Raw genomic sequence first — 24,754 nt, 5'->3', positions numbered from 1 at the left:
TCAACTGAATTTAATCTAAGTAAGAAATACCTGGTCCCGGCTGGGCGAGAATGAGCTGGTCTGGTGCAAAGTCAGCTGAGAGGACGGCAGTAATTTTGGGTGCGTCGGTTGGTCGACAAATGATTTTGACATTTGGACCGGCATCCATCGTGTAGTAACAAGGAATACCAGCATCCCTTAGCTGATTGACCGCTTGCATGACTTTTAAGGAATCAGCGTTAAAGTAAGTGAAACTAGGGTCCGAACTAAGCGTCAAGGCATGCATTCGCATCGCGTTGCGTTCACTAATTTGTCCCACTTGTTCGAAATTCTGGCTGGCAATGGCTTGTTTAATTTGAGTCAGGTCTTGGGTGGCGTTTGCAACCCAAGCTGAATAGTAAGGGGAGGTCAACACTGAGCGTTTCATCCCCACACTACTACTAATCTTCTTTTCTTTGGCGGTAACCACGACCGTGAGCATGGCAATTTCCCAATCAACCGTTTCTTGAATGGGGACGGCATACGATGTTTCATCTGAGTCACCTTTTTGCCACTCCGCAAAGCCACCAAAAATGGAGCGACTGGCCGAGCCGGATCCCCGACGAGCGAGCCGAGATAGGTCGCGCTGAGTCAAATCCAGTCCTGCTGCTTTACTAGCAGCTGCAGCTAAAGCGGCAAAACCGGAAGCTGACGAAGCTAAACCAGCCGAAGTTGGCACATGATTGGTGGAAATCACTTGAGCATGCGCCGTTTGACCAGATAGTTGGCGAACGTGATCAATCAGTTGCTGAATTTTAATGGCATTCTGAGGAGCCAGCTTTTGGCCGTCCAGCTGAAAGTCATCGGTTGCAATCGATGAGTCAAAAATAACAGTCGTATCCGTATAGAAGTGATCTAAGGTCAGCGATAGACTGTTGTTCTGGGGGAGTTTTAGTTGTTCATCCTGTTTTCCCCAATATTTAATTAAGGCAATATTTGTGTGTGCACGGGCAGTTGCTTGGGTCATTTGATTAATTCCTCGGTCTTGGTAAATGGTTGAACCCAGGTGTTAGTTGCGCCCGAGTTAAGTAGAACGGACTGCAGATCTTTAGCAGCACTAACGGTATCGGTAAGTGCAATGACACAGCCACCAAGGCCACCACCGGTAAGCTTGGCACCTAAAGCGCCGTTTGCAAGTGCCACATCGACTAAATGATCAATGTGGGGATGACTCACTTGAAGGTGAGTTAAAATGCGTTGTGCTTCAGTCATGGAGTCGCCAAGTGACAACAGGTTATCCTCTTCGATGGCAATTCGCGTGAAAGCAGCCAAGTCACCTAGTTGATCAATCATCGCCCGAGTTTCTAATTGCTGGGTAGCCAGTTTGTTGGCCACGGACTGGACAGCTTCACTAGTTCGTCCGTGAATACCAGTGTCCGCAATCACTAACGCGCCGGATAAGTTCAAATTGAGTTCTGTGCTGCCCTGATTGTGGACAAACCAAACTGGATTTGTAGCGGTGGTTGTCGCAACATCAATGCCACTGGGATTGCCGTGGGTAATTGATTCAGCAATATTGGCTGACTGGGTTAAGACGTCCGCTGAAATGGTTGCTCCAAAAAAGTGATACATCGCACGAACAATGGCGACAGCGGTTGCTGCGGAGGAGCCCATGCCGCGTTCTGCGGGGACATCACTTTTAATGGTCATTTCAAAACCGGCTGTTTGTGCGTTAAACCGATTTAAGAGGGCGTGAATCAGCCGGCGATTACCATTCATTGAACCTGGAAGAGCCGCCAACGAGCCTGAGAAAAAGTCACTATTGATGAATTGGCGACCATCATAGCGACTCGTGATTGTTACCTTTGCTTCAACGGCTGGTAAGGGAAGGGCGATTGCGGGTTGGTTGTAAACAACGCTGTGTTCGCCGATTAATATAATTTTTGCGTGACTGGTGCCAGTCGAAATATTAGTCAATGTTATCGCTCACTTTCTTTACTAGACGTTGAATGATTCGATTCAAAATCCAGTCTATATCATACTCTATCTTCCAAAAAATGGCTATATTTCCTGTTTGTTGGTGAGAATTTAACACAAAATCTTTAGAATTAGCTTAACCTGTCAAGCGAACGTGGATTAATTTATGTGGTTTGTAGTATGATATGAAGAAGAACAAGGGATGGTGAGTGGCTGATGGCCTAAGCCACCCTTTTGAAAAAGAATTTGGTGGATTTATAAATGGAAACAGAAACGACGTATGCGGTGGTCGATTTAGAGACAACCGGTACAAGCCTCACTGAAGGCGGTCGAATCATCCAGTTTGGATGTGCATTCGTAAAAAACAATCAAATAATAGACCAGTTTTCCACCGACGTTAATCCGGAGATGCCGATTTCAGAGGCAATCACCCGCTTAACCGGGATTACAAACAAACGGGTAGCCAAGGCGCCAATCTTCGATGATGTCGCCGAGGTCATCTATGGGATGTTGGCTAATACCACGTTTGTCGCACACAACGTGAATTTTGACCTCCCGTTTTTGAACCACGAACTTGAACGTGTCGGCTTTCCTGCATTGACGGGACCCGCTATTGATACGGTTCAATTGAGTCAGATCTTACTTCCAACGGCAACGAGCTATCGGCTGCAGGACTTAAGCCAACTCTTTAGTATTTCACACGAGAATCCGCATTCTGCCGATAGTGATGCAGAAGCGACGGCTAATTTGCTCATTTTTTTGTTGGATCGGTTACGAACGTTACCGTTGACGACTTTGAAGCAATTGAATCAAATTCAAGCGGTGCTCACCCGAGAAACGGGCACCTTGTTTGCTGAGGCGATTCAGTACGTGAACCACCATCTGGAGCCCTTGCCGGATTATTTGTTAATCAAAAATGGACTGGCATTGCGTAAACCGATGGAACTGGCTCAGACGACGCCGTTAACGCCTAACTTAACTTATCCGAAAACCCAGAAGCAAAAGAAGCAACGTTATCAAAATCAGTTAGAATGGCGACCGGAACAAGCCAAGATGATGAACTTGATTTATCACAACTTTGACCAGGCGGATGATCAAAAACAACTATTGATTGAAGCCCCTACCGGAGTTGGTAAAAGCATGGGTTATAGTTTACCGATGGCTTATTTGGCAAAGCAACATCATCAAGTCGTCATTAGTACGGCGACGACGCTACTCCAAGATCAGCTCGTTAACCAAACGATGCCGGTGCTTAACCAAATTTTGCCGTTTAAGACTGCTGCCATTTTATTGAAAGGTAGTCAGCACTATCTTGATTTGGATCGGTTTGCAACGAGTTTAAAAGTCGTTGATCACTCTCCACAGTCACAGTTAGTGAAGATGAAGATTTTGGTCTGGCTGACGCAAACGTTAAGTGGGGATTTAGATGAATTACATTTGTCTACAGATCAAGTCCCTTATCTTGAGACCATCACACACATGGGCTTTAACTTTCAAAAGCGCCGGTCAACGTTTGGCGATGACGACTTTTTGGTTCGCCGCAACCAACGTTTGGATCAAGCGGACTTCGTCATTACAAACCATGCTTACTTAGTTAAGCACGGGGCCGACCTAGGACAGAAATTGAATCAACCCTATTTGGTCATCGATGAGGCTCAAAACTTAGCAGAAAACGCCTTAAATGAAGAACGCCAAACCGTTGAATTCAATGCCTTTCAAAAGGAAATGCGCCGATTACAAAATATTATTTCCAATCAGCACGGGAAAGATTTATTGGATTTATTCAATGAAGATGGCTTAGCCATGTCGGCGTTAGAACGACTTATGGGGATGCTTGATAAGAATCAAGTTGAACTTCAAGTGTTCGTGAACAAATTGTATAAGGAATTTTTAGGGCGACGTCGAGCAGCTGATCAAGACGGCTACCTAGAGGTTGAAGTGAAAACAGCACAGTTGCGTAGTTTCTTTGCGGATAACGTTGCACAACTCAATAGCTATCAACGTTTTAATCGGTTACTTAACGAGCTAGCCAAGAAATTGATGCATCAATACCGATTGAATGAGAAACGATGGTTGGTGACCGATAAGCTTTTAGTTGCCAAGTTTGAGAAAGTTGTGCTGCAAATTACGGCGCAATTGGATCAATTAATTGTGTTTGAAGGCCAAATTGCCGATGAGCAAACCAACCGAGTCTTTTGGTTACGTGTCAACCACGTGGGAGATACCAGTAGTTTACAGTTAATCAGTAACCTGTTGACCACGCACAATTATCTGTCCAGCAAGATCTATTCCCATTTTCAACCCGTGGTGTTGACTGGTGCGTCACTGTTATCATCAAGGAATTCACCATTCATCTATGATCAGTTGGATGTGGACAGAACCGAAACCAAGACCCGTAAGATTAAGTCGGATTTCGATTTTAGTCTGCAAAGTCAGCTTTACATTGCCACGGATTCGCCGGACCCAGTCTCAACCATCCAACCACAGTACGAAGCCTATTTAGTGAATGCTTTGTCTAAATTATTGGTGGCCTCAAATAAGCAGACGCTGGTACTGTTTAACTCCTTAGAGACCATCCAGCATGTATACGGTGGTTTACGCGCTAATCCTCAACTCGCCAAACGCGTGATTTTAGCCCAGGGCGTCACTGGAAGTCGGGAGAAAATCATCAAACGATTTAAATCAACTGGCGAAAATGCTATTATACTTGGAGCAGCTAGCTTCTGGGAGGGTCTTGACTTTCCTAGTTCACAACTAGAATTACTAGTGGTTACCCGGTTACCATTTGATTCACCGGGGATGCCAATGGTCAAAGCAGTTTCAGATATGTTAAAGGAACAGGGCAAGAGTCCGTTTTATAGTTATGCTTTACCGAAAGCAACTTTGAAGCTTAAACAGGGGATTGGCCGACTCATTCGTTCCCGCCAAGATACTGGTGTTACCGTGATTTTGGATAGTCGCATTCAGCAGCGCCAGTATGGGCATACCATGCTAAGTGCGATGCCAGATGGCTTACCCATTTTTAAAAAGAAGCTTGATCAAATTACTGAAGAAATGAAGTTATTCTTTGAGCAGCACAATCATCCAACAAATGAAGAATGAGGAATGATAAATTGAGAAGAGAAGTTATGAAAAAGCCACGTTCCAGCTACCGGCGGCCTATTATTCTCACTTTAGTCGTGGTATTGGTGGTGATGTTGGCCGGCGTGTTCATTTTAAATCGGTCAATTGCGCCTAATGCGCGAGCAGAAAATCAAGCTAGTTCACTTGCTAAGAAGTATGCGGGGGTAACCGAAGTGTCTGACGTTTATTGGACGAACCTGCATAAGACTTACTACACGGTAGACGGGGTGAACAAGGAGAAGCAAGCAGTTTACGTCGTTGTTCCCCAAAAGGGTGGTAACTTGGTTGTCTTAAAGCAGAAGGATGGTTTGACGCGTAACCAAGTCTTACAACGTATCTGGAGTTCACGCAATCCCAAGAAAGTACTCCGAGCGTCAATCGGAATTTTTAACGGTAAGCCGGCCTGGGTGGTCACTTATCTAAGCCAAAAGGGCAAGTTGAATTACGAAACGATTCGGTTTACTACTGGTAAATCACTGCAGAAAATAATTAATCTCTAGGAGGACCCGCTAGTGAAATTATCAAGACGGATTCAAGACATTCAACCCTCAGCAACGATGAAAACGTTGGGGCTGGCTAAGCAGCTTCAGGCCGAGGGTGTCGACATGATTAATATGGGGATTGGTGAGCCGGATTTTACCACCCCAGAAGTGATTGAAACAGCCGCAATTACCGCCATCAAGACGGGTAAGGCTAGTTTTTATACGCCGGCGAGTGGCCTAAAAGAGCTGAAGCAGGCCATAAGTGACCATTTTGCTGATGCTTTTCATCTTAACTATGATTTAGATCAAATCGCCGTGACGACCGGGGCTAAAATGGCGCTCTATGCAACATTCCAGGCAATTCTTGATCCAGGGGATGAAGTTTTGCTCCCGGAACCGTATTGGGTGAGTTATGCCGAGCAAATTAAGCTGGCTGGCGCTAAACCTGTAGCCGCGCCATTGGATGCCAATGGTCGATTAACGGTGGATCTGTTGGCTGCCAAAGCCACAGATCAGACCAAGGCAATAATTTTGAACAGCCCGCAAAATCCGACTGGTGAGATTTATAGTCGTGATGAGCTTATCGCGTTTGGTAACTGGGCGGTCCATCAAGGCATCGTGATTATCTCGGATGAAATTTACGGTGAATTGGTTTATAACGGCCAAACTTTCCATTCGATGGGGGCTCTCGGCGAGCAAATTAAAGCGCAAACCATCATCATTAACGGGGTGTCGAAGACTTACTCGATGACCGGATGGCGGATTGGAATTGTGATGGGGGATGCTCAAATGATTAAGGCAATTAGTGCCTTTGTCTCCCATGCAACTGGTAATCCTGCCGCTGTAAGTCAATATGCTTCGATTGAAGCTTTTCGTTCGGGTGCCACTGCAGCTGAAAAAATGCGAAAAGAATTTGAAACTCGTTTGAATACGATATATCCTAAGTTAGTTGCCATTCCGGGATTTAGGTTAACTAAAAAACCGGAAGGCGCCTTTTACCTGTTTCCAAACATTGAGGAAGCTTTGGCGCTCACCCAATTATCTAGTACAGAATTCGTATCCGGCTTGCTGACAGAGGCCCACGTGGCCGTTGTTGATGGTATCGTATTTGGTGTGCCTGGTCATATCCGGCTAAGTTATGCACTTTCGCTTGAACAGCTAGAAACTGGTGTTGAACGGATTAAAAACTTTGTGATTAAAAATAGCAGTGGAGGAAAGAACTGAAATGAAGCAAATTAATATCGTTGATTCAAAAAATCATGTTGATGAGAAGGTCCAGATTGGGGCTTGGCTCACTAACAAACGGTCTAGTGGTAAAATTGCCTTCTTGCAACTACGAGATGGTACCGAGTTCTTCCAAGGCGTTGTGGTTAAGGCCAACGTCGACGAAGCCACTTTTCAACTAGCCAAAGAATTAAAGCAAGAAACAAGTATGTTGATTACCGGTGTCATTCATGAGGATGCCCGGTCTAAGTTTGGTTACGAAATCGAAGTTGAAGCGATTGAGGTTGTTGGCGAAAGTGCTGAATACCCAATTACGCCTAAAGAACACGGAACTGATTTTTTAATGGACCATCGCCACTTATGGCTACGTTCAAGTAAGCCTCACGCCATCATGACAATCCGGAACGAAGTGATTCGGGCAACATACGAGTTCTTCAACAAAGAGGGCTTCACCAAGATTGATGCCCCAATTTTAACGGGGAGTGCGCCAGAAGGGACATCAGATCTCTTCCATACGGAATACTTCGATCGTGACGCTTATCTATCACAATCAGGTCAATTGTATGAAGAAGCTGGGGCAATGGCCTTTGACAAGGTCTTTTCATTCGGTCCAACCTTCCGTGCTGAAAAATCAAAGACGCGTCGTCATTTGATTGAATTTTGGATGATTGAACCAGAAATGGCCTTTATGCATCAAGAGGACAGTTTACAGGTTCAAGAAACCTATATTGCCTATCTTGTTCAAAATGTGATTGATCACTGTGCCTCAGCGCTGAACACGTTGGAACGTGATGTGGACACCTTGAAGAAGTATACGCAATTGCCTTTCCCACGAATTAGCTATGATGAAGCGATTGACTTGCTGAAGGCCAATGATTTTGATATCGAATGGGGTGCCGATTTTGGTTCGCCTGAGGAAACTTTCCTGGCCGACCATTTCGACAAACCAGTTTTCGTATTAAACTATCCAAAGGCAATCAAGCCGTTCTACATGAAGCCACATCCAACGCGTGACGACGTGGTCATTTGTGCCGATTTATTGGCACCAGAAGGCTATGGTGAAATTATTGGTGGGTCAGAACGGGCAACCGATTATGACTATCTCTATAGTGAAGTTGTGAAGGCAGGATTGGATCCAAAGGAATACAGCTGGTACCTCGACTTACGTAAGTATGGTAGCGTCCCTCACTCAGGATTTGGTTTAGGGCTCGAACGCGCAATCACTTGGATTACGGGTGAGGAACATGTTCGGGAAGCTATTCCATTCCCACGTTTGTTAAACAGAATTTATCCATAAAACAGCATGAAAGAAATTGGGTGATGATATGACGAACTTTTTTAAAACGTATGTAAAAGCTGGTAATACGGTTCTGAACAATTTGCTCATCGCCAATTATCGTCGTCTTAACATGACCCATCAGGAGTTTTTGGTCTTCATCCAAGTTAAATCTTTCATTGATAACGGCCAAGATTTCCCCGATATTCAGCAAATTGCCCAACACATGGATGAGTCTGAACAGGCTATCTACCAACTTCTGCATGAACTCATTAAAAAGAAGCTTTTAACCATTGATAGTTTAAAAGGTGCTGATGGCTTGACCCATGATGTATATGACTTCTCGTTGCTTTACGAGAAGTTAGCCGTTTTGGAAGAGCAAAGCATCGAAAAAGTCCAGGTAGAAACCCAGCAAACCACTCGGCGTCAGTTGTTTGCGCAATTTGAATCAGAATTTGGACGAACGTTATCGCCAATCGAGTTGGAAACGGTTGGTAATTGGATTGATGAAGATCGTTATCAACCCACTTTGATTCAATTAGCCCTTAAAGAGGCGGTTTTAAACCAGGTTTATAACTTCAAGTACATCGATAAGATTTTGATGAACTGGGAGAAACGGAACATTCGAACCCCTGAAGAGGTGCAAAAGTACCGAAATGCACATTCAACCGGTAAAGTTGAATCTAAGGTGAACAAGGGGTCTCAACCAAAAATTCCGATTTTTAAGATTACGGATCAAAATCCGAATCATTAGCCAACCTGTTTGATCAGGAGGACGACAAAAAAGCCACTAACCATCAAGTTTAATTGATGATTAGTGGCTTTTCTTATTCTTCAGTAGTCGAGGTTGAATTTGCATTACTTGATTCGTTGTTTGTACCATCGCCACCAGGTGTTTGTTCAGTCTGCGTATTCGATTCGCTATCGTTTGATGAGCTAGTTGAACTTTCGCTTTCTGAATTAGTGGTTGCCTGGCTGTTGCTACTGTAACGAGAAGAGCTAGAATTGTTAGTACTACTATATTGATTTGTGGCTCCGGAGTTGGCAATAGCACTTGTGCCTGGGTGTCCAGAAACGTAATATTCGGTGGTGCCGTTTCGTTGAACTGGCACAACATCGCTAGGCGCCGTCCAATTTTCGTTTGTTGAATTTTGTGCCATATAAGTCATTTGACTCTTATAAATGAGCTGAGCAATCTTAGTTTGGTCCTGAGTGATGTAGTGACCAGCCTTAAACTGGTGATCATAACCAGTCCAAACTGAGAGGGAATAATTCTTAGTATAGCCGGTCATCCAAGAATCCATGACTGAACTATCTGGAACGGAGCTGGCGTATTCGTCAGGGTAAGCGGTGGTCCCAGTTTTACCAGCTTGGTAGAGTCCTGAAATGTCAGCAGCTGTTCCGGAGCCATTTGAATCCGTCATAACACCCTTCATCATATCAGTCAGCATAAATGCTGTGGCTGGTGACATAGCTCGTTTGCCTTTGCTCTTGAAGGACTTAGACTCACCATCCGAAGTGACGACTTTGCTAATCAGGTATGGTTTATAGTAGGTTCCACCATTTGAAAAGGCGGCGTAGGCAGCAGCTTCCTGTTCAGATGAAATATATGCACCGATACCATTTTGTAGTTGAAGCTCATCCTTGAAAGTCATGCCCAATTTGCCGAGGAAGGTTGTTGCTTTATCAATTCCGACGGCTTCCAAGGTTCGAATAGCAGGAATGTTTCGTGATTCGACCAATGCTTTGCGCATCGTAATGGTGCCTTGATACTTACGGTCAAAATCGTAAAGCTGTTTGTTGGTTCCAGAATACGTATACGCTGTATCGCTAACCGGTTGGTAAGTGGGGTACTTCAGATATTCGATAGCAGGACCGTAATCCATGAGCGGTTTCATTGTAGAACCACTGGAACGGTCGGTTCGAGTCGCTCGGTTGAAACCAAAGGAGACATTGCCGACTTTTCGACCGCCAATCATTGCGACTACTTTACCGTTCTTTGCATTAACCATTGTCGCACCAACTTGAAGCTTATTATCTGGGAAACCAATGGTTGAGTCATTATTAACGGTGTTATATAGATGCTTTTGCGCGCTTAGATCCAAGTTTGTGTAAACCTTGAGACCGCCCGTATTAGTGTTATAACCTTTTTTCTTCAGTTCGTCGTAAACATTCTTAAGATAAGAGTCAATCACTTTAGCGTTGGTGTTGGTTCTAGATGAATCAGAATGACGGGTGACTAAATCGGTTGTGATGTCCACTGATTTAGCCTGGTTAGCTTGCGCTTCGGTAATGACGTTGTTGGACGCCATTGCTGTTAACACCGTATTTCGACGTTGGGTAGCGAGTTGAGGATACTTGATTGGATCATAGGAAGTTGGAGATTGTGGCATTCCGGCTAAGGTCGCCAATTGGGAGAGATTCAAGTTGCTAAGCTTCGTATCATAGTAATACTTAGCAGCTGTTTGCATCCCGTAAACGCCGTTACCCATGTAAACTTTGTTGATATAAAACTCGAGAATTTTATCTTTCGAATACTTCCGTTCAACTTGTAATGCTAGCCAAGCTTCCTGAGCTTTTCGTTTGATTGTTCGGTCGGAAGCGGCCGTTGAGAAGACGGAAAGCTTAACGAGCTGTTGGGTAAGGGTACTTCCACCTTGTAAACCAAGTGATGAACCGGTTAAATCGGCAACCGCAGCACCCATAATACGGGTAGGATCAACACCATGATGTTTATAGAAACGCTTGTCTTCGATTGAAACAACGGCTTGCTTCAGTGTGCCAGGGATATTTTTACTTTTGACGTAATTACGATCTTGGGCCCCTAACTTGGAAATGACAGAACCCGAGGCATCATACACCTTCGTTGAAGTATCGCTGGCCAATTCGCTCTGCGTGACTTTAGGCGCACTTTGCGCGTAGAAGAAGAACAGTCCCATGCCCATTAAAAGAACGACAAATAGGGCGGCAAAAACGATATACAAGGTCTTCTTGACGCGTTGCCAACCCCGACCCGTGCCAGGTGCCTTTTTTTGTTGCTTGCTCCGGCTCATTCGAGTCGGTTGATTTGAATTATTTGATGACATGTTGTTTCCCCTTTGTTAGCTAATCTCATTGATTAGTTGGTCTACCGCACTTAAATAAGGAATCAGCGGTTGAATCTTATACTTGATTTCGGTGCCTAGTTTCTGAACGTCAGCTAATGGAATTGACTTGCGACCGTCGTCGTTTTCCATCGCGTCCCAGTAACTGAATAAATCCGATGCTTTAAGCAAGTAAATTTGGTCTAGAAAAACGAATTTAATTAATGCAAAGCAAATTCCCCCGTGAGCAATACACTGTCGCATATGATCGATTTGATGCTGATGAAAATTATGCAATGGAAATGCGGTTTTATTTTGGGTCTCTTTTACATCAAAGTCAATGTAAAAGCCACGATAAACACCATTATAATCAGTCGTGGATGCTTGTTTGAAGTAGGCTTCCTTAATCACGGCAGCACTTCGTTTAGGATAATCAACATTCACAATCTGAATGGGCGTTGGTTTCTTATGAATAACCGCGACATCATGACTGAGGTAGTAGGTATTGCTTTGATTGATTTCTTGCTCAAGTGTCATCCCACGATCGCTGAAGCTCGCTTTGGAAAGCGGTGACTTCTTGTGGGAGCTGACGTTGTCTGGACTATGGAACGGTTTGCCGTTCGGATATCGAATCGCCACCAGAAGCATCACCTTTCAAGATTATAGTGTAGACACATAATACTGGTATTATACAGCAAACCGGAATTTTATTGTATTATAGAAGTAGAATCTTAAGGGAGTGTTGAGAATTCCCTGAATGTATCTTAAGGAGGCATTCGAATGAGCCGACTCTGGCTAACGGGTTATCGAAATTATGAGCTGGGTGTTTTTGGAAATGAAGATCCTAAACTTAAAGTGATTCACTATGCACTTAAAAACTATTTAAAGGAAAGTATTGAAACTGGCGTCACTTGGTTAATTACCGGGGGACAGCTTGGCATTGAGCAATGGGCGATAGAAGCGGGTGCTGAATTAAAATCAGAATATCCCGAATTTAAAATTGCCATGATGCTCCCTTTTAAAGACTTCGGTTCGAATTGGAACGAAACGAATCAAGCGAAACTAGCTCAGGTCAAATTACAAGCTGATTTTGTTGATTCGGTGAGTGCAAGTCCTTACGAGAGCCCGCAACAATTAAGAAATTACCAAACTTTCATGCTTTCTCATACAGAACGGGCAGCTTTAGTATATGATATAGAGAAAGAAGGCAAGCCTGAGTACGATTATCAGGTGATAAAAAAATACATGGCTCAACAGCAATATGAGTTAGCGTTGTTAGATTTCGATTGGTTGCAGGAAATGGCAACTGAATACCAAGAAAATTTAAATAATGGTTTTCAAGGTGACTAAAATCTGATAACATATATAAATGTTGGTGTTTGACAGATGATGAGGTGTAACTAACGATGGAAAATATTAATTTTACTCCTAAAGATATCTTGCAAAAGGAGTTTCGTCAGAAGATGCGTGGCTATGATCCTACTGATGTTGACAGCTTTTTGGATAACGTCATCAAGGATTACGAAAGCTACAGCAAGGCAAATCAACGTCTTTCTGAAGAAAATGCGCGGTTGTTGGCCAAGGTCGACGAATTAACTAAGCAACTTTCTGTTGGCGGGTCAATCCCTCAGCCAAATACACAACCAGCTTCTAACGCTTCCAATATGGATATTTTGAAACGCTTATCCAACTTGGAAAGACACGTTTTTGGCTCACAATTAGATAATAATGCGAATGATTCACATCGTTTGTAATATTAAATCAGGTGTAAACTTTGAGTAATCGCGGTCGGCTTATGTCGGCTGAGGAAAGTCCATGCTCGCACAGGCTGCGATGCCTGTAGTGTTCGTGCTCGGTGAAAAAATAAGCCGGGGAATCCAATTTATTGGATTACGGCAAGAGAAAGAGCTAAGGCTTCGGCTATGCTTGATTATCTTTGAAAGTGCCACAGCGACGATGACGTTGTTGGAAACAGCAACGGTGGAACGCGGTAAACCCCTCGAGCGGGCAACCCAAACTACGGTAGGGGCGCTTCACATATGGAAATGAACGAAATGTGGGGGGAGAGCTTTTGCTCTCGAGATAGATGATTACTACCTTAGTGAGACTTCCTGACCTCACTAAGGCACAAAACATGGCTTACAGAGGTTTACACCTTCAGGTAGCGGGAGCTTGCTCCCGCTTTTTTTATGGCTAAAATTATTCTAAATGACTCTATAGATAGACAGGAGGACAACGTAATGGAAACTTTTCATTTATACGCTGCAACTGCGGCCGGAATTGAAGCAATTGCTGGACGCGAATTAAAGGATCTGGGGTACCAAACACAGGTTGAAAACGGCCGAATTAAGTTTGACGGTACGATGGAAGACATTATCAAGGCCAACTTATGGCTGCGGACAGCTGATCGGATTAAAATTATCATCGCTGAATTTAAGGCGACCACTTTTGAAGAGCTATTCGATAAGGTTAATGCCTTGCCATGGGAACATTTCATGCCAATGGATGCTGCATTCCCAGTAAACGGTCGTTCGAAAAATTCTAAATTGCATAGTGTGCCGGATATTCAAGCGATTTCCAAGAAAGCTATCGTAAATAAGCTAAGTGCTGTTTATCATCGCCGGACGAGATTGCCTGAAACTGGTGCAACATTCCCAGTTGAAGTTGCCGTGCGTGATGATCAAGTGATGGTCACACTGGATACCACCGGTGACAGTCTTTTCAAACGTGGCTACCGGCAAGCTAAGGGTGCTGCGCCAATGAAGGAAAATATGGCGGCTGCACTAATCAAGCTGACTAGTTGGTGGCCAGATATGCCATTAGTTGATCCTACCTGTGGTTCTGGAACAATTCCGATTGAAGCGGCTTTAATTGGTCGTAACATCGCCCCTGGTATTAACCGTTCGTTCGTTTGTGAAGACTGGCATGCTGACTATAAGGAAATTAGTCAAAAATTGCGTGAAGAAGCTCGGACACAAGAAAATCACGAAATTGATTTAGATATCTATGGTTCTGATATCGACGGTTCCATGATCGAGGTTGCCAAGGTTAACGCTAACGCAGCCGGTGTCTTACATGATATCGAGTTTAAGCAGGTCGCCGTTCAAGATTTCAAGACGGACAAGATCAACGGTGTCATCATTTCGAACCCGCCTTACGGTGAACGAATGAAGGATAAGGAAAAAGTTGAAGTGATGTATCGCCAAATGGGAAAAGCATTCAAGCCTTTAACGAGTTGGTCGAAATACATTATTACAGCTGATCTTGATTTCGAACAATTTTATGGTGAACGGGCAACTAAGAAGCGAAAACTATATAACGGAGCTCTGAGAACAGACTACTTCCAATATTGGGGTCATAAAATTAGATAAATGGTCAAAATTAACACTTTTCGCTTTACTAACAAAAAGTAAGCTGTTATTATTTTAATTAACGGGGTGCTAACGAACAATAGCATCTAATAATTAATTAAGGTGGATACGAAAATGACTGAATTTTACGATTTACAAAAGAAGCGTCGCTCAATTTATGCTTTAGGCAAGAACGTTAACCAATCACAAGACGAATTGGTTAAGACTGTTGAAGGTGCCGTTCAACAAGCACCAACTGCATTTCACAGCCAAACTGTTCGTGCAGTAACCTTATTTGATGGTAGTCATGATAAGCTATGGGACATCGTTGCTGACCGTCTTAAGTCAGAAGTACCTACTGAAGAAGCTTATCAAAAGACCCTTCAAAAGATTAACGGCTTCAAGTCAGCATACGGTACAGTTATGCTTTTCACTGATACTGATGTTGTTAAGGGCCTTGAAGAAAACTTCCCACTATACGCTGACAATTTCTACGACTGGTCAGAACAAGGCTTAGGAATGGCCCTTTACTCAATCTGGACAACCTTTGCTGAAATGGGAATTGGTGCTAACATCCAACATTACAACCCAATCATTGACGACTTAGTTAGAAAAGAATTCAACATTCCAGAAAACTGGCGTCTTCGTGGTCAACTTGACTTTGGTTCTATTGAAGCCCCAGCCGGTGACAAAGAATTCATGTCAACTGACGAACAATTCAAAGTATTTAAGTAATAAAAATTGCCGCTCCCGAGACCGGGGCGGCTTTTTTTGTGCCATCGATCATAACTGGATGTGCTAGTATAGAGTTAGATAAATTGATGTGGAGGTTTTTTAATGACACAAAAAGTGGCAATTATTGGCGGTGGCATTGTTGGTGCAACAGTCGCTTATTATTTAAGTCAATTACCAGGGCACGAGCAACAAGAGGTAACCTTGTACGATGATGGAACTGGTCAGGCAACAAAAGCAGCGGCTGGGATTATTTCACCTTGGCTTTCTAAGCGTCGAAATAAGCAATGGTACGAGCTAGCTAAGCGAGGCGCAGAATTATTACCCCAATTAGCACGTGAAGCTAACTTTGATAACGAGGTTTATCAACAAACTGGGACAATTATTACCCGAACTGATGAAGCGGATTTAGATGCCTTGTACTTGCTGGCTGAGAAGCGACGAACAGAAACGGCTCAGATGGGTGAGGTGCTTAAGTTGAGTGCTGAAGAGGTCGCGCAACGAATCCCCTTACTAACAAACGCTCAACCCGGTGTCTTCGTTTCCGGTGGCGCCCGTCTTGACGGATCGAAATACATTGACGCGCTTTTGAAAATTGCAACGAATCGTAATCTAACCATCAAACAGCAGCGGGTAACCCTCAATTCTGATGGTAACGTGATGATGGGGAGTAAACTAGAACGATTTGATCGCGTGGTTGTCGCGACTGGCGCTTGGATGAAGGAGACACTAAAACCGCTGGATATTGACGTTGATGTTCGTCCTCAAAAAGGGCAATTAATTGAATTGAGTGTTAAAAATATTGAAAGCCATCAAGTTATGCCGGTGTTGATGCCTGAGGGAGAGCGTGACTTTATTCCGTTTGGCAATGGTCAACTAGTCGTGGGCGCCACCCATGAAGATGACGCTACCTTTAATCTAGAAGCAACCGGCGAAGCAAAAGACGATTTGTTCCGCAGTGCCAAGCAAATGATTGCTGATTTAACCATTGATAAAGTAACTGGCATGCGTGTGGGAACTCGGGGCTACACAAGTGATTTCGCACCATTCTTTGGTCCCATTCCGTTCTTCAATAAGGTGATGGTTGCAGGCGGGCTTGGTTCTTCAGGTCTGACTACTGGCCCAATTATTGGTAAATTATTGGCTGGTTCTGTCATCTTTGGTGGCCAACCAGATTGGTCGAAGTTTGAGAAGGATATTAACCTTTACATCAGTAAAAAATAAGAACCTCATTCTTGAGAATGAAGTTCTTGAAGGGCCAAGTGATGAGCGCCTTGATTTTGTTTTTCAGGTACCCACTGAGTTAAGACGAAGGCAAATTGATCTTGTAATCCAAGTAAGTCGTCCAATAGGGATTGATAATGCTTGGCATATCGTTTCTGAATACTATCTGCTAATAACTGACTGTCCGTATAAAAACGGACAGTCTTTTCACTAGGGATCATGTATTGGTAAATAAGGGCTTCAAATCCCTTAATAGCTGCACGAAATTCGCTTTCGTGATTATCACCAGTAGGTAAGGAAAATTTTAATTGTTGTTGCTGATTATTTTCAATTATTAAGACTCCGCAAGCACTCACTTTAGTTTTAGGATTCGTTGCGGCATCAGTGTATAATGTAATCATATTACTCCTCCTTGAAAGGATCGTTGTTATGTTAACTCAAGAGCGTCGATTTTTATATCAACCAAGTCCGCTTGTCAGCATTATTAACTGGAGCTGGACGTTTATGATTTTTCTTGCCGGCGTCGTTGTTTGGCTTGAGATTACCCACTTTCAGTGGATTACCTTTGCATTTTTTGTGGTGTTTGCACTAATTAGTTGGATTGAAATCCACTATCGCCACATGGTGATTAAGGACCACACGCTGATTATCAAAAAAGTGATCAATCGAGGCGGGGCACAGATTCCGTTAGACGGTATTTCGACCGTCACAACATCTAAGTACCGAATCGGCTTTGTCGCAAACGGAAAAATTTATAACTTTATTATGCCACGAAACTCGGTCATTGAACTACAAGCAATTATTTCAAAATAGGGGGTTATTCAGTTGAAAACAGATATTGAAATTGCACAGGCGGCTACGGGCGAGCCTATCGATGATATCGCGGCTAAATTAGGTTTGGCACATACAGATATTGAGCACTATGGTGAAAACAAGGCCAAGATTAAGTTACCCATTCAGGGGAAGACAGCTGGTCATAAACTAATACTAGTCACATCGATTAACCCGACGCCTGCTGGTGAAGGAAAATCGACCGTGACGGTAGGGTTGGGTGATGCGCTTACCAAAGCTGGTAAGAAGACCGCAATTGCACTACGGGAACCCTCATTGGGACCGGTAATGGGCATGAAGGGTGGCGCTACAGGTGGCGGTATGGCCCAAGTCATTCCCATGGAAGATATTAATCTGCATTTTACGGGTGATTTGCATGCCCTGACAGAAGCTCATGATACGTTAGCGGCGCTGATTGATAATCATATTCACCAAGGCAATGAACTGGGAATTGACCCTAGGGCCATTACCTGGAATCGCGTCCTCGATATTAACGATCGTGCACTCCGAGACGTCGTAACCGGTCTTGGAGGTCGAACGGGCGGGGTTCCACGCCAATCAAGCTTTGATATTACCGTTGCCAGTGAATTGATGGCAATTTTATGTTTGGGTACGGACCTGATGGACTTGAAACGGCGCGTAAATAAGATTTTAATTGGCTACACTTATGATAAAGAACCCGTGACCGTTGCCGACTTACAAGTTGGCGGTGCGATTGCCTTATTACTAAAAGATGCCATCAAACCTAATCTAGTTCAAACGCTGGAGCATACCCCAGCCATTATTCATGGCGGTCCATTTGCCAACATTGCGCACGGCTGTAACTCTATTTTGGGCACTAACGCTGCTTTAAAATTAGCCGACTATGCGGTAACTGAGGCGGGCTTTGGCGCCGATTTAGGGGCTGAAAAATTTTTAGATATCAAGGTTCCTAATTTAGGAAAAACGCCCGATACGATTGTCATTGTCGCAACCATTCGTGCACTTAAATACAATGCAGGAGTTAAATTACCAGAGTTGGGTGTCGAAAATCTGGAGGCATTGAAAGTTGGAAGTGCGAACCTCAAACGGCATGTCGCCAACATGCGCCAATATGGCGTTCCGGTCGTAGTGGCCATTAACCGCTTTAGCTCGGATACCGATGCCGAAGTGGCAACGCTGAAGGCACTAGTCGAGACTGAATTGGGTGTCACTGCCTATGATACGACGGTCTGGGCAAACGGTGGTGATGGCGCAACTGAACTAGCTGCGGGAGTTATCGAGGCCTGTGAGACCAAGCCAACGACCTTCAAGCCACTTTACAACGACGACGATGATTTGATGACGGAAATGACACAGATTGTCACTCGAATTTATGGTGGTGCAAAGGTTGAATTATCGGCTAAGGCTGCCCGTCAACTTAAAACGTTCCAAGCACGGGGCTGGGATCAGTTACCCGTTTGTATGGCCAAAACCCAGTACTCATTCACGGATGAAGCCAGTGTTTTAGGGGCACCAACTGATTTCACCATTCATGTACGCGAATTCATTCCTAAGTTAGGGGCTGGCTTCATCGTCGCCTTAACCGGGAAAATTTTGACGATGCCTGGATTACCAAAGAAACCTGCTGCACTAAATATGGATATAGACGAAAATGGTAAGATTACTGGCTTGTTCTAAAATATCCGACATTCAAACTGGAGAAGACTATGATTATTTTATTTACCTTACTCATGATCGGACTTATCGTGATTGATCAACTCATTAAGCATGCGATTGTTGCCGGTGTTGCTTTAGGGGCGACTAAAGTTTTGGTACCTGGGGTACTTTCACTTACAAACTTACAAAATGACGGTGCTGCCTGGAGTATTCTGAGCGGCCAACAATGGTTGTTCACCATTATTACTGTTTTTGCGCTTGCCGTCATGATTTATTACTTTTGGGTTTTCCGCCATTATTGGCCATATGCGCTTTCAATTTCACTACTGATTGCCGGAACATTGGGCAATTTTATTGATCGTGCAACACAAGGATACGTTGTGGACATGTTCCAACTTGATTTTATTCATTTTCCCATTTTTAATTTTGCGGATACTTGTTTAACAGTAGGGGTTGTTCTCCTGCTTACATTCATGCTGTTCGAAGAAAGAATGAAGAAGTAATGGAAACTGAACAATTTGAAATTACGACGGAATCAGGGCGCCTCGATAAAGTTATTAGCGAGCATTTTGCTGACTGGAGCCGTTCCCAAGTTAAAAATGCCATCGAAGCTGACCAAATTAAGGTCAATGGAAAAACTGAAAAGCCTAAGTATGCCGTGGCTACTGGTGATTTAATTGAGATTCAAAAACCAGATCCCGTGGCCATTGATGTGCAGCCTGAAGCCATTCCCTTGGATATCGTTTACGAAGATGATGATGTGATTGTGGTCAACAAACCGGCTGGCATGGTGGTGCATCCATCGGCAGGTCATCCCAACCATACCTTAGTAAATGCGCTGCTTCATCATAGTCCGCTATCAACAATTAACGGTGAATTTCGGCCCGGTATCGTCCACCGAATTGACAAAGATACGAGTGGCTTGTTGATGGTGGCGAAGAACGATCATGCACACCAGTTTTTAGCTGCTCAGTTGAAAGCTAAGACCAACAAACGCGAATATCTCGCACTGGTCCACGGAATTGTTAAAAACGATTCAGGGACTATTGACGCACCAATCGCGAGATCACCAAAAGATCGTAAGCAAATGGCCATTGTGGCGGATGGGCGACCAGCGATAACGCATTACCGAGTTTTAGAGCGCTATCTTCACTACACCTTGATTGCCTGCCGTCTGGAAACAGGACGGACGCATCAAATTCGCGTGCACATGAAATCGATTGGTCATCCATTGGCGGGAGACCCACTATATGGGCCTAAGAAGACGCTGCCAGGGACCGGCCAATATTTACATGCAAAGGAATTGGGCTTTACGCATCCAACAACCGGGAAAGAGATGCTATTTACGGTTCAGGTGCCTGAGGAATTTCAAGCCATGGTGACGAAACTTCGGCACCAAGCTGGAATTAAGCAGGACGACCACCTTTAAAAAAGCTCGGTTTTATGCTTTACTTAATTTAATAAACTTTTTGAGATTTGACGTGACCAACAATTTATTTTAGGAGGATATCGTAATGGCTAAAGCAGTCGTAGACGCTATGGCAATGCAACGGGCACTGACCCGTATTACCTATGAAATTATCGAACACAATAAAGGTATTGATGATTTAGTCATTTTAGGCGTGAAGACGCGAGGGTTTTACCTTGCTCAAAGAATCGCAAACCGACTTAAACAGCTAGAGGGTACTGAAATTCCAGTGGGCGAACTTGATATTTCAATGTATCGTGACGATATCGAGCACGATAGCAAGGAAACCGATCCAAAGGTCACTGCAGAAAATGTTGATTTTTCTGTTGAAGGAAAAAAGGTAATCCTTGTCGATGACGTACTTTATACTGGACGCACAATTCGGGCGGCCTTAAGCGCAATTATTGATATGGGTAGACCCGAAAGTATCAATCTGGCTATTTTGGTTGATCGTGGCCATCGTGAACTGCCAATTCGGGCAGATTTTGTCGGTAAAAATATTCCAAGTTCTCAAAAAGAACGTATCCGAGTTTCTGTAGAAGAAATTGACGGACGAGACGCGGTCGACATTATACATAAATAAAGATTGCGGTCATGTATTTAGGAGAGGATTTAAATGACGGAACGATATTTAATACTTGAAGATGGCTCCGCATTTAAAGGAGAAGGCTTCGGGTCTGGTGCGACGACAACGGGACAGGTTGTCTTTAATACAAGCATGACTGGGTATCAGCAAATCGTCACCAATCAAATTTATCACAATCAAATTATCGTTTTTTCTCAGCCAACGATTGGTAGTACTGGGATTACACATGATAGTTATGAATCAATTCTACCGACCGCAAAGGGTATGGTGGTGCGAGACTTAGCCAGCATTTCGAAAAATCGACACCGGCGACTCTCGCTTGACGAATTCTTGAAACAAAACAATATTCCGGGTATTAGTGGTATCGATACACGTTACCTCATTCGTAAATTACGACAAACCGGTACCATTAAAGGAAGTATTGTTGACGTGGCGGATGATCATGCCTTCGATCAATTAAATGCGACCGTTTTGACGAATCAGCAAGTGGCTCAGGTCTCAACACCCAAGCCTTATCCCAACCCCAACACGGGGCGGAATGTCGTTGTGGTGGATTTTGGACTTAAAAATGGTATTCTACGGCAATTATCCAAGCGAAACTGTAACGTAACGGTATTGCCTTGGTCTGCGACAGCGGAAGAAATCAGTAATCTTGATCCAGATGGTGTTATTTTATCAACGGGCCCCGGATCACCATTTGACATGCCCAATAGTGTGTTGGAGATGATTCAGGATATTCAGTCAAAAATGCCATTATTTGCGATTGGCTTAGGCCATGAATTATTTGCGCTTGCAAATAACGCGGAAGTCACAGAAATGGCTTCCGAACACCACGGTGCCAACCATCCAATCCGTCGCATTATTACGAACCAAGTTATTTTTGCTGCGGAAGGACAGGGTTATGCCATTGATCCTAAATCAGTTGATCGGGACCAGCTCATCATTACCCATATCGATTTAATTAATGGAACAGTTCAGGGGTTAAGACATCGGGATTATCCTGCTTTTTCTGTGCAATTTTTCCCAGATGCGGCTCCTGGACCAGATGATGCCATTGATATTTTTGACGAATTTGTTGAAATATTAGATGGCAATCGAGAATAAAAACGAATCAAATCATTTTGATTGCGCTAGAGAGGAGTGAGCATGATTAATAAAATTCAAAAGGTCCTAATCCTTGGTGGTGGTCCAACTGATATTGGCCATGAAACTGAACTTGATAGTGTCATTTTTCAAACCATTCAAACATTTCAAAGCTTGGGGATTAAAACTTTACTGCTAGATAACAACCCGTATTCTGTTGCGCTGGAATCGGTTCAGCCTAGTAACATGTTTATTCAAGCAGTCAATGTTGATAATGCTCGTAAAATTATTGAAAAAGAGCAGCCAGATGCCATTTTACCAACTGTTGGAGGCTTACTCGCTATTCGTGTGACACAGGAGCTTTTAGAAACGGGGATATTAGGTGAAAATCAGGTTCGTATTTTAGGTATACCACCAGTTGCACTGCAACAAGTTAGCAATCCTGCCTTGATGCAGCAATTTTTGAATCGTATCAATCAACCAGTCATTCGCTCGAAAGTGGTTCAGGATTTTGACGAGGCTTTTGATGTGGTTCGTGAAATTGGATACCCCGTGATTGTAAAATCCGTGTCACCTCGGGGTGATGCCAATCGTAAGCTCTGCGAAAATGAATCTGATTTAGATGACGCGCTTGAAACTGGATTTGAAGAGTCGCGAGTGCATCAAGCAGTCATTGAGCAAAGTATCGTGGGTAATAAAGAAATTGAAATGGTCGCAATTCGAGATTCGAGTGGTACAGGGGTTTTGATTAGTGGGATTGAAAACATGGACCCCATTGGTATTCACTCTGGTGACTCCATTTCATTTATTCCAACGCAAACGTTGACTGATTTGGAGTTTCAATCATTACGAACGGCCACGTTGCAGATTATTCAGGCGCTTAAAATCACTGGAGCACTACATGTTCAATTTGCCCTAAATAGTGAAGATCACAGTTATTTTATGACTAAAATTAGTCCTTACGTCGATAGGAGTGTCGCTCTAGCCGCTAAGGGAACCGGATACCCACTTGCGACTGTCATCGCTAATTTAGCGACCGATTTAAAGCTAGCGGAGATTAAGTTACCAGACAACTACGCCAAGCAAATTACCATTATGGAGCCAACGGTGGACCATGTTTTAGCTAGAATGCCGATTTGGCCATTTCAAGATATTCCTGAAGCGGACGACCATTTAGATACGATTATGAAATCTGTTGGTTCAACTGTTGGTGTGGGACGAAGTACAGAAGAAGCTATCTTAAAATCACTGCGTTCTTCACAGTTAAGTCCAAAAGACTTACTCCCAAAGATCCAGCTGTCCGATAATCAACTTATTGACCAACTGATTCACCCGCGCTCTAATCGAATTTATGTGTTGTTTGAAGCACTTAGAAGAAATTACCAAGTGGATGAACTTTCTGAGTTAACCAAAATTGATCCATTTTATTTTTATAAGTTGAAGCACATCATTGAACTTGAAGCTGAAATTCAAGATCATCCAATGGATGTCAGCGTTTTGGAACGTGCCAAGTACTTTGGTTTTGGTGATGGGATGGTTGCTGGTATTTGGCACATGCCATTTGACGATCTTCGTCAGTTAGAGCGTGACAACCATATTTTACCGACCTATAAATCAATTGAACCCACGGCGGGTGAATTCGAAAAACTTTCGACGATTTTCTACAGTACCTTTGAGATCGAAAATGAATCGCAGAAATTACCTGAAAAATCGGCTTTGGTAGTGGGACGTGGTGGTAATCAACTTGGACCAAACTCTGCTGCCGATTATTTTACGGTGACACTATTGAACCAACTGCGTAAGTTGAATTACCAGACCATTATCATGAATATCAATCCTAATGCAACTTCCTTGACGCCTCAGTTGAGTGATAAACAGTATATCGAGCCGATCCAATTGGGTGAAGTTTTGAATATTATTGAGCTCGAAAAACCGGAAATTATTTTCATTCCCGGAAATCGACATTATCTGACTCGTGAACTCAAAAAACGGCATCAAAAAATTGTCATTTTACCACCAGATCAAGCATTGGGCGTTGAACTGGCAGAACGAGCTAATTTGAGTGTGAGTCTGTTTGTTACCGATAAACAAGCGGTCCCAATTGAATTGACGCGTTTGGTCAGTCAGGATCATTCCAATCAGCTGGACCGAGTTGCCGGATTTAAGACTCCGCCAACATTGAAATCAGAAGAGCAACAAGTCCTAATTGATAAGGCAATGAAAGAGGCCAACTCACGTGATTTGAGGGGGATTGTCCAAGTCTTGTTCCTGCAAACTGAATCTGAAATTGAATTGACTGGGATTAGACCGGTGAGACTAACCGAATTGGCTTTTCTTAATAAGGTGACAGGTATTAACTGGATTCGTATTTTAGCTCAGCAAAAGCTAGGTCTTCTTGACGAGGATATTCTGACTGAATTTAAAGTGAATTTGAAACCAGATCGGGTCGCTGTCATGTCGTTTACTTATCCATTTGAGCAGTTACGAATCAATCAAGTTTCAGGTACCTCCCAGCAACAAATCGGGGGCGAAATTGCCTTTGGCTCTACAATAGAGAACGCCCGCAGCGAATTAACGAATGATATTTAATTGTTGGATACAAAAAGCATCTGAGAAAAAAATGGCTCTTTGTCAAATCCTGTTGATGAACAATTTATAGAGTAATTTCAAAGGCTAAACAGCCCTTGAAATTACTCTTTTTTTGGTTCTTGCTTGGTTC

The 24,754-nt window shown here is 43.5% G+C and carries 22 protein-coding genes and 1 other RNA gene; 18 read left to right on the top strand and 5 right to left on the bottom strand.

From position 1 onward, the window contains the following. Positions 1-10: 10 nt before the first annotated feature. Both mvaD and mvk read right to left on the bottom strand, forming a co-directional pair. Positions 11-985 (bottom strand): diphosphomevalonate decarboxylase, encoded by a 975-nt coding sequence (mvaD, locus tag LOSG293_RS04865; protein WP_034527716.1) that lies wholly within the window; start codon positions 983-985, stop codon positions 11-13. Beyond that, on the bottom strand, positions 982-1,935 hold the full coding sequence (gene mvk, locus LOSG293_RS04860) for a mevalonate kinase (protein ID WP_034527713.1): 954 nt from the start codon (positions 1,933-1,935) through the stop codon (positions 982-984). Before mvk ends, mvaD begins: the two co-directional genes overlap by 4 nt. Before the next feature lie 261 nt (positions 1,936-2,196). Here mvk and LOSG293_RS04855 point away from each other — a divergent pair, with 261 nt between their 5' ends. From LOSG293_RS04855 to LOSG293_RS04835, 5 genes are read left to right on the top strand one after another with little or no spacing between them, the layout of a single operon-like run. After that, positions 2,197-5,037: a helicase C-terminal domain-containing protein gene (locus LOSG293_RS04855; protein ID WP_034527711.1), complete on the top strand. Its 2,841-nt coding sequence runs from the start codon at positions 2,197-2,199 to the stop codon at positions 5,035-5,037. Between the two features lie 11 nt (positions 5,038-5,048). Continuing rightward, positions 5,049-5,558, top strand: coding sequence for a cell wall elongation regulator TseB-like domain-containing protein (locus LOSG293_RS04850; protein WP_051907223.1), 510 nt, complete (start codon positions 5,049-5,051; stop codon positions 5,556-5,558). A gap of 12 nt (positions 5,559-5,570) precedes the next feature. Then, positions 5,571-6,764 carry a pyridoxal phosphate-dependent aminotransferase gene (locus LOSG293_RS04845; protein ID WP_034527705.1) on the top strand — a complete coding sequence of 398 codons (1,194 nt, stop codon included), beginning with the start codon at positions 5,571-5,573 and terminating at the stop codon, positions 6,762-6,764. Between the two features lies 1 nt (position 6,765). Then, positions 6,766-8,061, top strand: a complete 1,296-nt coding sequence (gene asnS / locus LOSG293_RS04840; protein ID WP_034527702.1) for an asparagine--tRNA ligase — start codon at positions 6,766-6,768, stop codon at positions 8,059-8,061. Positions 8,062-8,089: 28 nt separating this feature from the next. Continuing rightward, a complete protein-coding gene (locus LOSG293_RS04835) occupies positions 8,090-8,794 on the top strand; it encodes a DnaD domain protein (protein ID WP_034527700.1) in 705 nt (234 codons plus the stop codon). Between the two features lie 73 nt (positions 8,795-8,867). Here LOSG293_RS04835 and LOSG293_RS04830 read toward each other — a convergent pair whose 3' ends face one another. Together LOSG293_RS04830 and recU are read right to left on the bottom strand one after the other, a co-directional pair. Beyond that, positions 8,868-11,126 (bottom strand): PBP1A family penicillin-binding protein, encoded by a 2,259-nt coding sequence (locus tag LOSG293_RS04830; protein ID WP_034527698.1) that lies wholly within the window; start codon positions 11,124-11,126, stop codon positions 8,868-8,870. A gap of 15 nt (positions 11,127-11,141) precedes the next feature. Next, positions 11,142-11,762 carry a Holliday junction resolvase RecU gene (recU, locus tag LOSG293_RS04825; protein ID WP_034527695.1) on the bottom strand — a complete coding sequence of 207 codons (621 nt, stop codon included), beginning with the start codon at positions 11,760-11,762 and terminating at the stop codon, positions 11,142-11,144. A 141-nt stretch (positions 11,763-11,903) separates the two neighbouring features. Here recU and LOSG293_RS04820 point away from each other — a divergent pair, with 141 nt between their 5' ends. The 6 genes from LOSG293_RS04820 to LOSG293_RS04795 all read left to right on the top strand — a co-directional run bounded on the left by LOSG293_RS04820 (position 11,904) and on the right by LOSG293_RS04795 (position 16,429). Further along, complete coding sequence (locus LOSG293_RS04820; protein ID WP_034527692.1) at positions 11,904-12,473, top strand: SLOG family protein; 570 nt, start codon at positions 11,904-11,906, stop codon at positions 12,471-12,473. A 56-nt stretch (positions 12,474-12,529) separates the two neighbouring features. Further along, positions 12,530-12,877: a cell division regulator GpsB gene (gene gpsB / locus LOSG293_RS04815; RefSeq protein ID WP_034527690.1), complete on the top strand. Its 348-nt coding sequence runs from the start codon at positions 12,530-12,532 to the stop codon at positions 12,875-12,877. Between the two features lie 16 nt (positions 12,878-12,893). Beyond that, positions 12,894-13,270: RNase P RNA component class B (rnpB, locus tag LOSG293_RS04810), an RNA gene on the top strand. Positions 13,271-13,363: 93 nt separating this feature from the next. Beyond that, positions 13,364-14,494 carry a THUMP domain-containing class I SAM-dependent RNA methyltransferase gene (locus LOSG293_RS04805; protein WP_034527685.1) on the top strand — a complete coding sequence of 377 codons (1,131 nt, stop codon included), beginning with the start codon at positions 13,364-13,366 and terminating at the stop codon, positions 14,492-14,494. 114 nt (positions 14,495-14,608) lie between these two features. Further along, entirely contained in the window at positions 14,609-15,208 is a 600-nt protein-coding gene (locus LOSG293_RS04800) for a nitroreductase family protein (protein ID WP_034527683.1), read from the top strand. Positions 15,209-15,310: 102 nt separating this feature from the next. After that, positions 15,311-16,429, top strand: coding sequence for an NAD(P)/FAD-dependent oxidoreductase (locus tag LOSG293_RS04795; protein ID WP_034527681.1), 1,119 nt, complete (start codon positions 15,311-15,313; stop codon positions 16,427-16,429). A gap of 5 nt (positions 16,430-16,434) precedes the next feature. Here the strand turns inward: LOSG293_RS04795 and LOSG293_RS04790 are convergent, their stop codons facing one another. Further along, positions 16,435-16,830 carry a ribonuclease HI family protein gene (locus LOSG293_RS04790; RefSeq protein ID WP_034527678.1) on the bottom strand — a complete coding sequence of 132 codons (396 nt, stop codon included), beginning with the start codon at positions 16,828-16,830 and terminating at the stop codon, positions 16,435-16,437. Positions 16,831-16,858: 28 nt separating this feature from the next. Here LOSG293_RS04790 and LOSG293_RS04785 point away from each other — a divergent pair, with 28 nt between their 5' ends. The 7 genes from LOSG293_RS04785 (at position 16,859) to LOSG293_RS04755 (ending at position 24,624) form a co-directional block, all read left to right on the top strand. Beyond that, positions 16,859-17,242 (top strand): EbsA family protein, encoded by a 384-nt coding sequence (locus LOSG293_RS04785; protein ID WP_034527676.1) that lies wholly within the window; start codon positions 16,859-16,861, stop codon positions 17,240-17,242. Between the two features lie 12 nt (positions 17,243-17,254). Beyond that, positions 17,255-18,919, top strand: coding sequence for a formate--tetrahydrofolate ligase (locus LOSG293_RS04780; protein ID WP_034527674.1), 1,665 nt, complete (start codon positions 17,255-17,257; stop codon positions 18,917-18,919). A 32-nt stretch (positions 18,920-18,951) separates the two neighbouring features. Then, positions 18,952-19,401, top strand: coding sequence for a signal peptidase II (gene lspA / locus LOSG293_RS04775; protein ID WP_034527764.1), 450 nt, complete (start codon positions 18,952-18,954; stop codon positions 19,399-19,401). After that, the gene (locus tag LOSG293_RS04770; protein ID WP_034527671.1) at positions 19,401-20,327 is read left to right on the top strand and encodes an RluA family pseudouridine synthase; all 927 of its coding nucleotides are present in this window, start codon (positions 19,401-19,403) and stop codon (positions 20,325-20,327) included. Before lspA ends, LOSG293_RS04770 begins: the two co-directional genes overlap by 1 nt. Positions 20,328-20,412: 85 nt before the next feature. Beyond that, entirely contained in the window at positions 20,413-20,949 is a 537-nt protein-coding gene (gene pyrR, locus LOSG293_RS04765) for a bifunctional pyr operon transcriptional regulator/uracil phosphoribosyltransferase PyrR (RefSeq protein WP_034527668.1), read from the top strand. Between the two features lie 33 nt (positions 20,950-20,982). Then, on the top strand, positions 20,983-22,056 hold the full coding sequence (locus LOSG293_RS04760; RefSeq protein WP_034527665.1) for a carbamoyl phosphate synthase small subunit: 1,074 nt from the start codon (positions 20,983-20,985) through the stop codon (positions 22,054-22,056). Between the two features lie 42 nt (positions 22,057-22,098). Then, entirely contained in the window at positions 22,099-24,624 is a 2,526-nt protein-coding gene (locus LOSG293_RS04755) for an ATP-binding protein (RefSeq protein WP_034527663.1), read from the top strand. Positions 24,625-24,754: the final 130 nt, after the last annotated feature.

Origin of the sequence: Secundilactobacillus oryzae JCM 18671, assembly GCF_000740055.1 — a bacterium.
Lineage (GTDB): Bacteria > Bacillota > Bacilli > Lactobacillales > Lactobacillaceae > Secundilactobacillus > Secundilactobacillus oryzae.
The sequence above is the reverse complement of the archived record's forward strand: the minus strand, read 5'-3'. Positions and strand labels throughout refer to the sequence as shown.